Genomic DNA, 15,849 nt, shown 5'->3' with positions numbered 1-15,849 from the left:
TCAACCACATCGTTATTACGATAGACAGGTTACATTTTTATACATTAAATACCCCCTATTTTGTCTATTATTTGCTGCAATAGACGCCTGAGGTTGATAAACTTAGCCGCAATCTAAATCACAAGGATCTGAACTTTGCGAAACAGAATTTTTCTTCTTTCTTCTCTTTTTTGCGCAATGAGCGTATCGATTAACGCTGAACCATGGGTAAAACCAGATGACTACGGATTAAGAGCTGACATTCAACAATTAGCCGATGCCGGCGTTATTTTAGCTCCTGTAACCACTTACCCACTTATGTGGAAAAGTTTTATAAGCGATGTTGATAGTATGCCGCTTGAGCAATTAACACCAAGCCTACAAGATGCATTGTTACGTGTTAAACATCGATATAAATCCGAAAATAGTAGCTCGCATAGTCTTCAATTATCAGCTTTTGCAGCTACAGATCCAATTGTAGCAACAAGCTTTGGTGCAACAAATACACAAGAAACAGAGCTTTCAGCAGCTTACGCTTATTTAGGCGATAACTTTGCTGCTAAAGTCGCTGTAAATTATAGAAAAGACGGTAAAAAATGTTTAGCCGATGGAAAAACGGCTGACGATATAGTTACTGATCAGCAAGCTTTAACAGATTGTAACGACACTTCACTTGACGATAGTTACTTAGCTTATCGTTTAGGCAATTGGATTTTTAGAGCCGGTGCTGTTGAACAATTTTGGGGACCTGGTGTTGATAACAGCTTAATTATGTCTGGTAATGCGAAACCTTTACCTGCACTAAGTGTAACCAGAGAAAAAAGTACTGCTTTTGAAACACCGTGGCTAAGCTGGATTGGCCAATGGGGCTTTACCGCACAAATGGCTAAACTTGAGTCTACACGTGTAATTCCTGATGCTTTACTTTGGAGCAGTAGATTAAATATACGCCCAATACAACAATTAGAAATTGCCGTTAGCTGGTCTGCGCAATGGGCAGGAGACGGACAACCAGGATCTGCTGGTGACTTTATTGATGTAGTTACAGGACAAACAAGCTGTATTGATGGAAGCGATAGCTGTGATAGTCAGTTAGAATCAAAAATAGGTAATCAATTAGCAGGCATAGATATTCGCTGGTCAGATACACTTTTCAACCAACCTTATGCTGTATATGCCAGTACGATTGGAGAAGATGCCAGTTCACAGTTTAAGCCAGCCGATAGAGCCTACTTATTTGGTGTACAAACAACACAACGAATATACGATCAAAACTTATTAATAAATGTAGAGTACGTAGATACAGGTGTTTCATGTTCAGCTGAATCAATAGTTGAAAATTGCTACTATGAGCATTCAGATTATAAATCGGGTTACCGTTACCACGGTCGCACTATTGGCTCTACTTATGATAACGATGCACAGTCAGTTGTTTTAACCCTATTAGGTCAGTTATCTAATGGAGACGATTGGCAGGTAAAATTGCGCAGTGTTGATTACAATAGCGATAACCGAGATAGTTACCCAAATAATCCTGACTTAGGTAACACCATTACTAAAATAGGGTTTAACTCTAAGCAGCTAGAAATGCGTTACAGAATGCTTTCTATGGGCGGCCGCGTCACTTTAGGTGCTTTTGCATCTAACAACGACGGTGCTGAAAACGATACTTCTGCATTTGCCAAGTACGAATATAACTTTTAATACGTTACTATTAATAAAGTAACGTATTAAATGTAAAAAAGGGATGAAAACAGTGTTTTCATCCCTTTTTTGTATTTGTTAATTAAACTTAAATCAGTAATTATACCAATTGCATTAAATTATTGTTCTATTATAGCGATAAGAAAATAGCTCAATAACAAGGCTAAAATTATGATACATAGTTGTTCTATATAAATAATTTTTAACGTAGTTAGTGAGTTATTTAATACGCTAGAATGCTCATGTTTTTAATAAAATTGGTATTACTGTTTAATTTTACTAATTACTTTTGATGTTGAGCACCCATCTAAAAATTCAAGCACTTCAACTTTTCCGCCATGGCGAAGTACATGTTCAGCACCTGCTATTTGCTCTACGGTGTAGTCGCCACCCTTAACTAAAATATCAGGGCTTATTTGCTCAATTAAGTTAGCGGGAGTGTCGTTTTCATCTAAGCTACCAAACGGAATAACCCAATCAACTGATGAAAGTGCGCTAAGTACCATCGCACGCTCATCTAGTGGGTTAATAGGACGTTCTGCCCCTTTTAAACGCGTAATTGATTCATCATTATTTAATCCAACAACGAGTCTATCGCCTCGTGCTTTAGCTTGCGCTAAATAACGTACATGCCCCGCATGTAAAATATCAAAACAGCCATTAGTGAATACAATGGTTTCGCCGTTTTGTTTTGCAAATTCAATATGCTGAAGTACATCATCAAATGGTGTTTGGTAATGCTCACCCGTAGTATGTAAATACTGACCAAGCTTGCGGCTTAGCTCTTCTGGCGAGACAGTTGCAGCCCCAAACTTACTCACAACGATACCTGCGGCTAAATTAGCAATTTCGACAGCATCTTTAGGTTCCATGCCTGCGCCAAGCATAACCGCGAGTGTAGCTATAACCGTATCACCAGCCCCGGTTACATCGCTTACTTCAAGCTCTTGCGCTGCAAAATCAAACTTTTCATCTGCACTAATAAGCGACATACCTTGCTCAGAACGCGTAAGTAACATAGCTTTAATGCCATTTTTGCTTATTAAATCACGCGCACTTGCTGCTAAAGCCTCTTCTGAATCGGTTTGACCACCCGCTAACTTAAACTCATGTAAGTTAGGTGTAATGTAATCAGCACCTTCATATAAATGTAAATCTGGCGATTTAGGGTCAATTAAAACGGTTTTTCCGGCGCCCTTAGCAAGGCTTACCATCTCTTTAATTAAGCTTAAAGATCCTTTGCTGTAATCAGAGAACACAATAAAGTCGTATTCATCAAGTACAAGCTCTAAGCGATTTAATAAAAGCTGGCTATGCTGCTCGGTAAACGTTTCTTCTAAATCAAGTCGGACTAGTTGTTGATGGCGGCTAATAACACGCATTTTTGAAATAGTTGGTAAATCACATACACTGACTAATTGTGAGCTTATTTTTTCACCTTTTAGGATGGTCTCTAAAATTTGCCCGCTTTCGTCCTCACCAATTAAACCCAATAAACCAACTTTTGCATCTAACCGCGCTATATTTTTTGCAACGTTAGCTGCGCCGCCCGCTTTGTCTTCAAATTTACTTACTTTAACAACCGGTACTGGCGCTTCTGGCGAAATGCGACCAGTATCGCCATACCAATAACGGTCTAGCATTACATCGCCAACAACTAATATTCGTGCCGCTGATAAGTTTTTTAATAACGATAAATCCATTACTGCTGCTCCGCAACAACCATATCCATGGCTTCACATAACCAGTGACCTATAAACATGTGAGCTTCTTGGATACGTGCTGTTTCGTCATTTTTTATAATAATAGGTAACTTAGCAATATCTTTTACTTTACCGCCATCACGCCCAGTTAATGCCACTGTAAAAGCGCCTAGTTTATTTGCAGCTTCTAATGCTAAATTAATATTATTACTAGTACCTGATGTGGTTAAACCAATAACTAAATCTTCTGGCTTACATAGCGCTTGAACTTGGCGCTCAAACACCGTATCAAAGTGATAATCGTTGCTGTGCGCTGTTAAAATAGAGGTGTCAGTCGTCAATGCCATAGAGGCAAGCGGACCACGTTCCAATTTATAACGCACTACAAATTCTGCTGCTAAATGCTGCGCATCGGCTGCACTACCACCGTTACCAAACCAAACAATCTTGCCACCAGCTTGTAATGCACTATGGCATGCCTCTAACAATTGCATAGATTCTTGATGATAAGCTTCCATCGTTTCAAATAATGCCTGATGACGGTTTAATGTTTCAACGTAGCTAGTTGCCACTGAATCGATAATTGACATGAAAAAATTCCTCTTGGAACTGAAATGGCAGGAAAAATTAAATTCATTATTCCATAATTTTATTTAATTGTGTGTATTTTATCGGGTTATAACTGAACCCAGACCATATTTTATAACGAGTATGTTTAGAAAACGGCTATTTCACGGTAAACTAACGCCACTTCCCTTTAAGAAAGATCAGTATGGCACGCATTTTTTACTCATTCGCATTAATTATTATTAGCCCACTGATTGTATTTTATCTCTATATTTTACGAGGTAAAAAAACCAAGGCTATCGTACACACTTTAAAGAGCGCTTTGGGTTTGTCAGTAAGTCTTTATTTACGGTTAAAACTAAACCTTTAGTTTTTCATTGTGCTTCTGTTGGTGAGGTACTTGCCGCAACGCCACTTATTAAAGCTTTGCAAAAAGCGCATCCAAACTTAAATATACTTATAACCTGTAATACTCCAACAGGCAGAGAGCAAATACTTAGCCAGTTTAAAAATACTGTAGCGTGTAGCTATTTACCAATCGATTTTCCGTTTGCGACGGCTCGATTTTTGAAGCGTATAAAGCCACAAGCATTATGTATCTTAGAAACCGAGCTATGGCCAAATTTAATGGCGATAAGCCACAAAAAAACATACCAGTACTTGTCATCAATGCAAGACTCTCTGAAAAGTCGCAGCAGGGCTATCAAAAGGTCGCTAAATTAACGCATATTATTATGCGCTCAATTACGGTACTTGCGAGTCACAATAAAACAGATGCTAAACGCTTTATTGAACTTGGTCTTGAAGCTTCAAAAAGCCATGTAACAGGCTCAATAAAATTTGATATAACACCAAGTGAAGAGCAACTAGCTAAAGTACTCAACCTTAAACAGCTTTATAGTAGTAATGAACGCTTTGTGTGGGTGGCAGGCTCAACACATCCTGTTGAGCATGAGCTGGTACTTTCAGCCCATCAAGAGTTACTAAAAAAACAACCGAACGCATTACTTATAATTGCCCCGCGCCATCCAGAGCAATTTGACAAAGTGGCAGAGCTTTTAACGCAAAGCCCACTTAGCTTTAGCCGTCGTAGCCAAAATAACTATAATAATGAGCAAGTACTTCTTGCTGATACGCTTGGTGAATTACAGTGTTTATATGGCGCTGCAAATGTTAGCTTTATTGGTGGCAGCTTAATTCGCAGAGGTGGGCATAACCCACTGGAATCAGCAGCGTTTTCGGTAGGTGTAATAACAGGTCCACACACATACAATTTTGACCATGTTTATCCCGAGCTAACAAAGCTCAAAGGTGCTGTAGTGGTTGATAGTAACGACAAACTCGCAAAGCAGCTTATAACGTTTAGCCAAAACACAAAAGCGTGCCAAACCTTAGGTATTAAAGCTGCGCAATGCGTAACTAAAAACCAAGGTGCTATACAAAAAACACTTACCATTATTAATCAATATTTAGAGCCAAAACCGTGACCAACATAGCTATAAGCCAAACCCGCGAATGGGTATCATCTGTTATTGTTAAATATAACTTTTGCCCGTTTGCTCGAAAAGAAGTAGAAAATAACTGTATTCATTACATCGTAAGTCCAGCAACGAGTATGGATGATGCTGTAATGGATATGCTTGAGCAATGTGTTGAGCTTGACCGTGAACCAGAGCGCGAAACAACCCTTATCATGTTTGACAACGGCTTTAGTGACTTTGAAGACTTTTTAGACTTGGTCGATTTAGCTAATGCACTTTTAGTCGCGCAAGGCTTTGAAGGTAAGTATCAAATCGCTAGTTTTCATCCTGATTACGTATTTGCTGACAGTGATGAAACCGATGCCGCAAACTACACAAATAGAGCGCCCTTTCCTACATTGCATTTAATCCGCGAAGCAAGTATGAGCGAAGCACTTGATAGTTATAACGAGCCTGAATCTATTCCTGAGCATAATATAAATCTAGCAAGGCGTAAGGGGATTGATTTTTGGCAGCAGTTACTTGAAGGCTGTAAAAAACCGAGCGCTTAAATGCTCGGTTTTATTTTGGTTTGTACAAAACTTTGTGCAAAATAAAGCAATAACAAACGCTTATTTTTTAACCCAGTTACCATTTACTTCAACGTAATGACCACTTTGGGTTTTTTCAATTGTTTTAGCGGCAGCAAGCGCTTCTACTTGTGAAAGTGACAAGTTATTCTTTTTAGCCAACTTTAAGTACTGCGCTTTACGCTTTGCATTTATATCATCAACAACGGCTTTTGCTTCTGCGTTTTGTACAACAAGCCCTAAATAACCAGAGCTATCTTCACCTACTAAACCTTGGTTTTTAGCGTCATCAAGGCTAATAGCCCACGCAGAGAACGACATACATACTGCACTAACTAACGTAATAATGTTTAATTTTTCTTCGTATTCATGTTCTAGCTCCTTAAAATAACTCACTGTCGTCACTAAATAAATTGTCGAGTTCTTTATCTACTTTTACGCGAATTTCGTGATCGACCTTCACATTTAAATTAATAGTAATGGGCTCTTTAGCAGACACCTCAACACGATGCGTGCAGGCACTGAGTGCACTAATAGCACTCAGCGCGAGTAGTACTTTTGTCAATAACGACTGTCTCATTATTAGTTTCCTTTTTGTGAGTATTGTTGCTCAACTTTTTGTGTAATTTCGTCACTTAAACGCAGTGCGCGTAAAAGTGTAAACACGTTTTCTTCGTGGTTATAGTTAAAGTTAACTTGCTGCTGCTCTGCTTTATTATAGCCTTGTAAATTAACCCCTAGTTTTAACCAGCCATCGTTTTTTAGTTCAACACTACTATTTAGCTTTTGAATATCTAGATTTGTTAATAACCCTAACACAGGTTGCAACTCTTGCTGTTGCTGCATCACCGAATCAAACGCGGCATTATTAGTAATTTTTAAATTACCGGTGCCTTGGCTAAATAAGCTACCGTCAATTATTTCAATTTTTCCACTATCAAAATGGACAGGTAAAGACCCCGCCAAGCGCCCCGTTAATACAATGCCCGACTTATCGTCGAGTGTAACGAGTTTACTGGCATCAATGTTTTCAAACTTAACATTAGCAACTTGATTTGGCTTCCCTACTGTGTAGGTATCTAATGAAAACTCGCCACCAAACACACTTCCTTTTACATCATTTATAAGCGCGGTATTGCCACTCACTTGCCATAGCCCTTTAATCTTTTTAACTACGGCACCGGCTCTAAACTCATTTAAATTAAAGGTAGTTGGTTTTACATTAAGCTTGCCTGAATTATATTCCCCACTAAATACACTATTTAAATCATTTGCAAGGTAGTCGTTATACAGTGCACTTGCGTGACTTACATCCATATTGAACGATGCATTTTGCAAGTGTACATCGCCACTAATATAGCCATTAAATTCACCCTCAGTTAGCTGTGCAAGTGGCTCAAATTGATTAATAACAGTATTTAATGGCAGTACATTTTGCTCAGGAATAATCACTTCAAACGGATGAGCTTGCGACGATACATGATGATTTACCACTAACTCAACATCGTTTATAAATGCGTGATGCGTGGCTTTTAGTGCACGGCTTTGCAAGCCCGTAGACTCTACTTTTATATTATTAAGTTTTATGTCGGGGCTATTAACAGCCTTTATATTCGTTTTTGCTGTTAGATCAGCAAATAACTCACCTACGCCTAAATTAGCATTTGCTGTTAATGTGTTACTTATATCTGTGACTTTAAATTCTTTATATTCTGCGCTTTTTAATTGCTGAGTTAACGCTACCTCTGCGTTTAACTGTTTATCCATTTTTGCTATTAAATCACCTTGGTATTGCACTGCACTTATATTAAACGCATCTACACTATTAAGCGTTAATTTAGCATTTATAAGCCCAATTGGTTTTGAGTCTATAAACTCACTTATATTAAAGTGACCACTAAGGCTAAGCCCATCCGCTGTTGCGGGTACAAACTCAGGTAAATTTTCAAGCATAACGGCGTAATCGCCTTTAATCGCAGCGCCAGATAACTGAGCATTAACGTTAATATTATTTATATTTGGTGTATTTATTTGAGCTGATAAAGTTGACTGTAAGTCTTTAAATGGAGATGTAATATTTAGTGTTGTATCTGTTATTAAAATATCAAATTGCTTATCGCCCACGCTTACCAAATTAATTGCAGGTACCCTCAACTCACTAGCCTCTAAGCGAATTGATTGAGGGAGTTTAAGTTGCCAATTTAAAGGAACTTGTTTGCTAATAAAGCCTGCATATTCACTTGGTGGAATTAACTCAGTACAGCTTGGTGTTAAATTAATTTTGTTATTAAGCAAATCGGTATTAAACATTAACGCTTGGCTATTTAAATTAAAACGCGTCGCCAATTTACCAGTGGTTAATACGTTAACTTTGCACTGCTCATACGTGTGAGCAAACTGGGAGCTAATATCGCCATTTAACTCAAGTTCTATACCATCAAAGCTAAATGCTTGCTGAGTATTAAAGTTAAAATCTGCTATTAATGTATTTTTAGTGTTTATAACGTGCTTTAAAAAAGTGTCATTAATTTCAAACTGACCCCTTACTTTATTAGCAGTCAAAATTGCACTTGCGTTTATATCACCTGAGACATTAAATTTATTTAGGTCAGGCTCTAATATGCTTATTTTAAGTGGCTTATTGAGCTCATCACTTTTTACTACAAGCTGTTTAATATTGATTAATGGGCGATTTAAGGGAAGTGCTAAATCGAGATTTTTAGCAAGCTGATTAGCATTATCACTTTTAGGGAGTGGATTAACTGTTAGCACTGCATTTTCAATATCTACACGCTTTGTATTTGCAGTAATACCAGTAAGTTGTAATTGTTGATTTTGATAATTTACACACACTTTATCAGCATGAATATTTAGTTCAGACGTGATTGAAAAATCAAGGCAGTTTAATGTGACACCCGCTTTTTCGAGCTCAGGCGCTATAGCCCACTGTAATAACGGCAAGCGAAATACATAACTAAGCAGCAAGGTACTTAGCAATAAAACGCCAACAATTAAACCAATTCGCTTAAACATACTATCCTTAAATGCTTTGTGCTTTTAGTTATACTAATACTAACCTGCATAAATCTTTGATCAATTTAACGAATTAAATTGCACTATAACGTCGTTAAAAGTTTTTTATTTAGAACAACTAGATATAAAAACTTTTGCCTAGTTCTAGCGTAATTTTCTTAACGTTAAATAGACCCCATATATAAGCAGATTGGTATAATCAAAAAAGGCTGCACAATGCAGCCTTTTTAATTTTACAGTAAGATTATGAATCTAACTTGTATAAACGTAAATATAATTAACCTACGTTTTTACGTGCGTTACGGAACATACGCATCCACGGGCTATCCTCGAGCCACTCATCTGGGTGCCAAGAGTTGGCAACGCTTCTGAATACACGTTCTGGATGCGGCATCATTACAGTGGCGCGACCATCTGTTGACGTAATACCGGTAATACCTTCTGGAGAACCATTAGGGTTAGCTGGGTACTGCGTTGTAGGGTTACCGTAGTTATCTACAAACTTAACCGCTACAGTGCCGCTATCAAGCGCCGCTTTGGTGGCTGCATCGTTTGCAAACTCAGCATGACCTTCACCATGAGAAACCGCTATAGGCATACGCGAGCCAGCCATTCCGTTAAAGAACACAGACGGATTCTCTTGTATTTCTACTAAACTAAAGCGTGCTTCAAAACGCTCTGATTTATTAGTTACAAAGCGCGGCCAATGTTCAGTACCAGGGATCAACTCTTTTAACGTTGATAACATTTGGCAACCGTTACATACACCTAAGCTGAAAGTATCTTCACGGTAGAAAAAGTTTTGGAACTGATCGCGTGCCATGTCGTTAAACAAAATAGACTTAGCCCAACCTTCACCCGCACCAAGTACGTCACCGTATGAGAAACCACCACAGGCCACTAAACCTTTAAATTGCTCTAGTGTTAAACGACCTTCTAAAATGTCGCTCATGTGTACATCAACGGCTGCAAAACCTGCGCGATTAAACGCTGCCGCCATTTCTAAATGAGAGTTAACACCCTGCTCACGTAAAATAGCCATTTGCGGTTTAGCACCGGTTGCAATGTATGGTGCAGCTATATCTTCGTTTAAATCAAAGTTAAGTTTTACGTTTAAGCCTGGATCTTTTGCATCAAACTTAGCATCAAACTCCTGCTTAGCACACTCAGGGTTGTCACGGCGTGCTTGCATTTGATACGTTGTTTCAGCCCAAATAGTACGAAGCTCAGTACGCGTATGATTAAGTACCGTATTTTCGCCACGGTTAAATATAATCGCATCATCACTGTTAAGCGTGCCAATATTGTGACTAATGGCTGCAATACCATGTTGTTCAAACACCGCATTTACTGTATCTAAATCAGCATTCGCAACTTGAATTACGGCACCTAGCTCTTCGTTATAAAGCGCTTCAATGTCAGAACCTGTTAAAGCTGCTAAATCAACCGTTACACCGGTATGACCCGTAAACGCCATTTCAGCTACTGTGGTAAATAAACCACCATCTGAGCGGTCATGATAAGCAAGTAACTTACTATCAGCCACAAGTGCTTGCATTGCGTTATAAAAGCCTTTTAATAACTCAGGGCTATCAACATCAGGGGTTACGTCACCTAATTGCTTATAAACTTGTGCAAGGCTTGATGCGCCCATGCGGTTTTTACCCGCACCTAAATCAACTAATATAAGCGATGTATCGCCTTTATCTGTGCGCAGTTGTGGAGTTACTGTTTTACGTACGTCGTCAACACGACCAAATGCAGTTATAACCAATGAAAGCGGCGACGTTACTGATTTCTCTTGTGAGTCACCTTCATCTTTCCATGTCGTTTTCATCGACATAGAATCTTTACCTACAGGAATAGTTAAACCAAGCGCAGGACAAAGCTCTTCGCCTACGGCTTTAACAGCTTCATATAAACCAGCATCTTCACCTGGGTGACCCGCTGCTGCCATCCAGTTTGCCGATAACTTAATGTTTTCAAGGCTACCAATATTTGCACAAGCAATATTAGTTAACGACTCTGCCACAGCTAAACGAGCAGATGCACCGTAATTAAGTAATGCAGCCGGAGTACGCTCACCGAGTGACATAGCTTCACCGTGGTAAGTATCATACGTTGCCGCAGTTACAGCACAGTTAGCAACAGGTACTTGCCAAGGACCAACCATTTGGTCGCGCGCTACTAAACCCGTAACTGAGCGATCGCCGATTGTTATTAAGAATGTTTTTTCTGCAATGGTTGGTAAACGCATTAAGCGCTGCGCTGCATCTGCTGCATTTATTGATGTGATATCAAGCGCTTTGCCAACAACTTGCTTTGACGTTACATCGCGGTGCATTTTAGGTGCTTTACCTAATAATACGTCCAGCGGCAAATCAACAGGGTTATTTTCAAAGTGGCTGTCTGACACAGTTAAGTGAGGTTCAGCTGTTGCTTCACCAATAACAGCGTACTGGGCACGTTCGCGCTTACAAATTGCTTCAAAGCGGTCAAAGTCCTCTACGCCAACAGCGAGTACATAACGCTCTTGTGATTCATTACACCAAATTTCGTGTGGTGCCATGCCTGGCTCATCGTTAGGGATGCTACGTAATTGGAATTTACCACCACGTCCGCCATCATTAACAAGCTCAGGAAACGCATTAGATAAACCACCGGCACCTACATCATGGATGAATGCAATTGGGTTTTCATCGCCTAGTTGCCAACATTTATCGATAACTTCTTGGCAACGACGTTCCATTTCTGGGTTTTCGCGCTGTACTGAAGCAAAGTCTAAATCTTCGTTTGACTGGCCTGAGGCCATACTTGATGCAGCACCACCGCCTAAACCAATGTTCATTGCAGGCCCGCCTAGCGCAATTAATTTAGCGCCTACAGGAATATCACCTTTTTGAACATGATCAGAGCGAATATTACCTAAACCACCGGCAAGCATAATTGGTTTATGGTAACCACGTACTTCTTCACCGTTATGGCTTGTTACTTTTTCTTCGTAAGTACGGAAGTAGCCTAATAAGTTAGGACGACCAAACTCATTATTAAATGCAGCGCCACCTAGTGGACCTTCTGTCATTATATCAAGTGCGTTTACAATACGACCCGGCTTACCAAAATCGCTTTCCCACGGTTGCTCGTAACCTGGAATACGTAAATTTGATACAGTAAAGCCAACTAACCCTGCTTTTGGCTTAGAGCCACGGCCTGTTGCGCCTTCATCGCGAATCTCACCACCAGAACCTGTAGCAGCACCTGAGAATGGCGCAATAGCTGTTGGGTGGTTATGAGTTTCAACTTTCATTAGTATTTCAATGTCTTCTTGATGATACGCATATTCACCTTGCGCATTTGGGAAGAAGCGACCCGCTTTTGAGCCTTTCATTACTGCCGCGTTATCTTTATACGCCGACAATACATTTTCAGGATTTAGCTCAAACGTATTTTTAATCATTTTAAACAGCGATTTTGGCTGCTCTTTACCATCGATTGTCCAGTCAGCATTAAATATTTTATGGCGACAATGCTCTGAGTTCGCTTGTGCAAACATAAACAATTCGATGTCATTAGGGTTACGGCCTAACTTTGTAAAATTTTCTACTAAGTAGTCTATTTCATCATCAGCAAGCGCAAAGCCTTGCTCAACATTGGCTGTTGCTAGTGCTTCACGTCCACCACCTAAAATATCGACAGACGACATTTGGCGTGGGGCATCACTGCGAAACAGCTGAGCCGCATCTTCAAGTTCATTGTGTGTGGCTTCAGTCATGCGGTCGTGCAATAACGCAGTTACTTGTGCAAGTTGTTCTGCGTTTAAATCACCTTCAACATAATAAGCAATACCGCGTTCAACACGGTGAACCTGCTTTAAACCACAGTTGTGGGCGATGTCGGTAGCTTTAGATGCCCAAGGTGAAATGGTACCTGGGCGAGGTGTAACAAGTACAAGTTTGCCAGCTGGGGTATGCTCCGCAATAGTTGGACCGTAAGTTAATAGTTTTTCAAGCTTGGTTTGCTCAGAGCTACTCAACGGCGATGTTAAATCGGCAAAGTGAGCATACTCGGCGTATACGTTAGTGACTGGAAGTTGCGATTGTTGGCAACGCGCTAAAATTTTATTAACTCTGAACTCTGAAAGTGCTGGTGCACCACGAAGGATCAACATAGGTAATTTCATCCGGGGTTAGGGATTGAACGATATTTTAGGCACGCATTATAGTCCAATTAGCATTCAGATTTAACTCAAAATTACGCTTTTCATAAAATTAACTTTTTAGCTTTATTTATAGCCTCTTTTGGTTAATAAAATAAAAGGTAAAGTGACGTGATGGCTTAGTTTTGCTATAACGGTGGCTGGCGAGTTTAAGGGGCACTCAATGTTCAAAGAAAAACTAATAATAATCATTACTTTAGTTATGCTGTTATGCGCATGTGATATGCAAGAACAGCCAACTCAACTCGCCCAAATAAAAGAGCAAAACAAAATACGTGTGGGTACGCTTGCGAGTGCCAGTAATTATTATCAAGCAGTACAAGGAGAGCAAGGTTTTGAATATGAGTTATCTCAAGCCTTTGCTGATTATTTAGGTGTAGAGCTTGAAATAGTCCCTTTCTTTAACTTATCTGACATGTTTGAACGCCTTGAAAAGGGGATTTAGACTTAATTGCCTCAGGACTTACCTACAATAAAACCCGTGCAGAGCAATATCGCTATGGCCCAACTTATCGCACAATTAGCCAAAAGCTAGTTTATAAACAAGGGCGCGTTCGCCCACGTGATTTTGATGATTTAGATGGTAACTTTACCGTTATAGCTAAAAGTAGCCATTCGCTTACTTTACAAAAAATGAAAAAAAACAATCCTGAACTCACTTGGACCGAAAGCGAAGAGTTTGACGAAGAAGAGTTACTTCAAGCAGTTATTGACGGTGAGATAGATTACACCCTTGCCGATACACATACCTTGTCGCTGTTTCGTCGGTATCACCCTAATTTAAGTATTGGCTTTTCAGTTACCCATAACGACCCAATCGCATGGATACTCAACAAATCTAAAGACGACTCTTTATATGCTCTACTTGTACCTTTTTTTGGTGATATAAAACAAAGTAATCAACTTTACGTACTTGAAGAAAAATACTTTGGGCATGTACGCCAATTTAACTATGTAAATACCCTAGCTTATATAGAAGCGATAAAAGAAACTCTACCAACATACCAACCGTGGTTTGAACAATATGCAGGTAGTCTTGATTGGCGTTTACTAGCAGCGCTTAGTTATCAAGAATCTATGTGGAATCCTCGCGCTAAATCGCCAACAGGCGTTCGCGGTATTATGATGTTAACCCGCAGTACAGCAAAACAAGTGGGTGTTACTAACCGATTAGAGCCAGAGCAAAACATTCGCGGTGGCGGTAAGTATCTAAGTAAGCTTATTAAGCGTATTCCCGACAGAATCCCGCAACCCGATAGAACATGGCTTGCATTAGCGGCCTACAATGTAGGTTGGGGACACGTTAATGACGCACGTATAATTACCGAACAGCAAGGCGCAAGCCCTGATAAATGGGCTGATGTAAAAAAACGCTTACCACTGTTAATTAAAAAGCGCTATTACCGTAAAACCCGCTATGGTTATGCGCGTGGCGATGTAGCGGTTAAATATGTTGATAATATTCGTCGCTATTACGATGCACTTGTTTGGCTAGATGAAAATAATGCTATTACAGAAAAACCTGAATCAATCGTAGAGCTAAGCACTGTAATCGAGCCAAAGCTAAACGTAACAAGTGAGATAAAAATTGAGGCAAGTGAAGCTCAAATACAAAAGCAACTACCTATAATTGAGCCCGAGCTGTCAAGTAAAAAAATAACTAAGATTAATTTAGGTGTTTATTTTTGACCATATCTATAAGCGAAATTTAAGTAAATTAAATATCTGTTTACTTGTCATCAAATGATCACTAATGTGTGTTAATTGTATATCATTAATTTATAAGATATACCTCGTGCCTTTCTCACTCTTGCATTAGGAGAAAACATGCTAAAACGTAGACGCACACAAAGATTAAAACGTAATGTAATTTATTCAACGGCCACACGTCGTCGTGTTATGTTGCGCAAACTGCACAAAAAGATTATCTGGCGTCGCCGAATGTTTGCTATGCAGCAAATGGTAGAGTCAGAAATATCCCCTGCGACTAATTAAAGATTAGTCGCATCACGAGCAGCTTTTTTAGCTGCTTTAATTTGTGCTCTTCTACGTTTAAAAAAATCTGAAATAGTATTGCCACACTGCTGTGCTAAAACACCACCACACACTTCAACTTGATGGTTTAACCTCGGTTCTTGTAATAAGTTCATAATTGAACCAGCAGACCCTGTTTTTTCGTCGGCTGCACCAAATACTAAACGCTTTATTCTGCTATGCACCAACATTCCTGCACACATAGAACAAGGCTCTAATGTTACGTACAGTGTACAATCTATTAAACGATAGTTGTTAAGCACTTTTCCTGCTTCTCGTACTGCGATCATTTCGGCATGGGCAGATGGGTCGTTATCGGTTATTGAACGGTTGTACCCTACTGAAATTAGCTGGTTATCTTTTACTACAATCGCTCCTACAGGGATTTCATCAAGCAACTCTGCCTGCTTTGCATACAAAAGCGCTTGCTCCATCCAGTAGGAATCATCAAATGGCTCGTTCATTCTTTCTACTTAAATAACTTTTTATGCTGTGATTATACCTAGTTAGCACTCTAAAGTGCGTCATTCATTACTTTATTGTAAAAATAAAACAATATTTAC

Annotated in this window: 10 protein-coding genes and 2 pseudogenes; 5 read left to right on the top strand and 7 right to left on the bottom strand. The window is 39.4% G+C overall.

Annotated elements, in window-relative coordinates:
* Positions 1–177 precede the first annotated feature (177 nt).
* A complete protein-coding gene (locus P4S71_RS12910; RefSeq protein ID WP_337151626.1) occupies positions 178–1,683 on the top strand; it encodes a capsule assembly Wzi family protein in 1,506 nt (501 codons plus the stop codon).
* A 263-nt stretch (positions 1,684–1,946) separates the two neighbouring features.
* Here P4S71_RS12910 and hldE read toward each other — a convergent pair whose 3' ends face one another.
* The gene (gene hldE, locus P4S71_RS12905; RefSeq protein WP_337150807.1) at positions 1,947–3,386 is read right to left on the bottom strand and encodes a bifunctional D-glycero-beta-D-manno-heptose-7-phosphate kinase/D-glycero-beta-D-manno-heptose 1-phosphate adenylyltransferase HldE; all 1,440 of its coding nucleotides are present in this window, start codon (positions 3,384–3,386) and stop codon (positions 1,947–1,949) included.
* Positions 3,386–3,976, bottom strand: coding sequence for an SIS domain-containing protein (locus P4S71_RS12900; protein WP_002961065.1), 591 nt, complete (start codon positions 3,974–3,976; stop codon positions 3,386–3,388). Before P4S71_RS12900 ends, hldE begins: the two co-directional genes overlap by 1 nt.
* Before the next feature lie 182 nt (positions 3,977–4,158).
* On the opposite strand from P4S71_RS12900, the pseudogene waaA reads away from it, so the two are divergent.
* Both waaA and P4S71_RS12890 read left to right on the top strand, forming a co-directional pair.
* Positions 4,159–5,440 (top strand): annotated as a pseudogene (gene waaA, locus P4S71_RS12895) (lipid IV(A) 3-deoxy-D-manno-octulosonic acid transferase).
* A complete protein-coding gene (locus P4S71_RS12890; RefSeq protein ID WP_337150806.1) occupies positions 5,437–5,985 on the top strand; it encodes a DUF1415 domain-containing protein in 549 nt (182 codons plus the stop codon). Before waaA ends, P4S71_RS12890 begins: the two are co-directional and overlap by 4 nt.
* A gap of 60 nt (positions 5,986–6,045) precedes the next feature.
* Here P4S71_RS12890 and P4S71_RS12885 read toward each other — a convergent pair whose 3' ends face one another.
* The 4 genes from P4S71_RS12885 to purL all read right to left on the bottom strand — a co-directional run bounded on the left by P4S71_RS12885 (position 6,046) and on the right by purL (position 13,204).
* Positions 6,046–6,324: a YdbL family protein gene (locus tag P4S71_RS12885; protein ID WP_337120746.1), complete on the bottom strand. Its 279-nt coding sequence runs from the start codon at positions 6,322–6,324 to the stop codon at positions 6,046–6,048.
* Positions 6,325–6,385: 61 nt separating this feature from the next.
* On the bottom strand, positions 6,386–6,583 hold the full coding sequence (locus tag P4S71_RS12880; RefSeq protein WP_337150805.1) for a YnbE family lipoprotein: 198 nt from the start codon (positions 6,581–6,583) through the stop codon (positions 6,386–6,388).
* Between the two features lie 2 nt (positions 6,584–6,585).
* On the bottom strand, positions 6,586–9,036 hold the full coding sequence (locus tag P4S71_RS12875; protein ID WP_337150804.1) for a YdbH domain-containing protein: 2,451 nt from the start codon (positions 9,034–9,036) through the stop codon (positions 6,586–6,588).
* Between the two features lie 277 nt (positions 9,037–9,313).
* Positions 9,314–13,204 (bottom strand): phosphoribosylformylglycinamidine synthase, encoded by a 3,891-nt coding sequence (purL, locus tag P4S71_RS12870; protein ID WP_337150803.1) that lies wholly within the window; start codon positions 13,202–13,204, stop codon positions 9,314–9,316.
* Between the two features lie 211 nt (positions 13,205–13,415).
* Here purL and mltF point away from each other — a divergent pair.
* A pseudogene (gene mltF / locus P4S71_RS12865) lies at positions 13,416–14,941 on the top strand (membrane-bound lytic murein transglycosylase MltF).
* Positions 14,942–15,079: 138 nt separating this feature from the next.
* Positions 15,080–15,247: a hypothetical protein gene (locus tag P4S71_RS12860; protein WP_007378795.1), complete on the top strand. Its 168-nt coding sequence runs from the start codon at positions 15,080–15,082 to the stop codon at positions 15,245–15,247.
* Here P4S71_RS12860 and tadA read toward each other — a convergent pair.
* The gene (gene tadA / locus P4S71_RS12855; RefSeq protein ID WP_007378794.1) at positions 15,244–15,750 is read right to left on the bottom strand and encodes a tRNA adenosine(34) deaminase TadA; all 507 of its coding nucleotides are present in this window, start codon (positions 15,748–15,750) and stop codon (positions 15,244–15,246) included. The two genes, P4S71_RS12860 and tadA, sit on opposite strands and share 4 nt — an antisense overlap.
* Positions 15,751–15,849: the final 99 nt, after the last annotated feature.

The sequence above is a fragment of the Pseudoalteromonas sp. B62 genome, from assembly GCF_037162565.1.
GTDB lineage: Bacteria > Pseudomonadota > Gammaproteobacteria > Enterobacterales > Alteromonadaceae > Pseudoalteromonas > Pseudoalteromonas fuliginea.
This window is presented reverse-complemented; position numbering and strand designations above follow the sequence as displayed.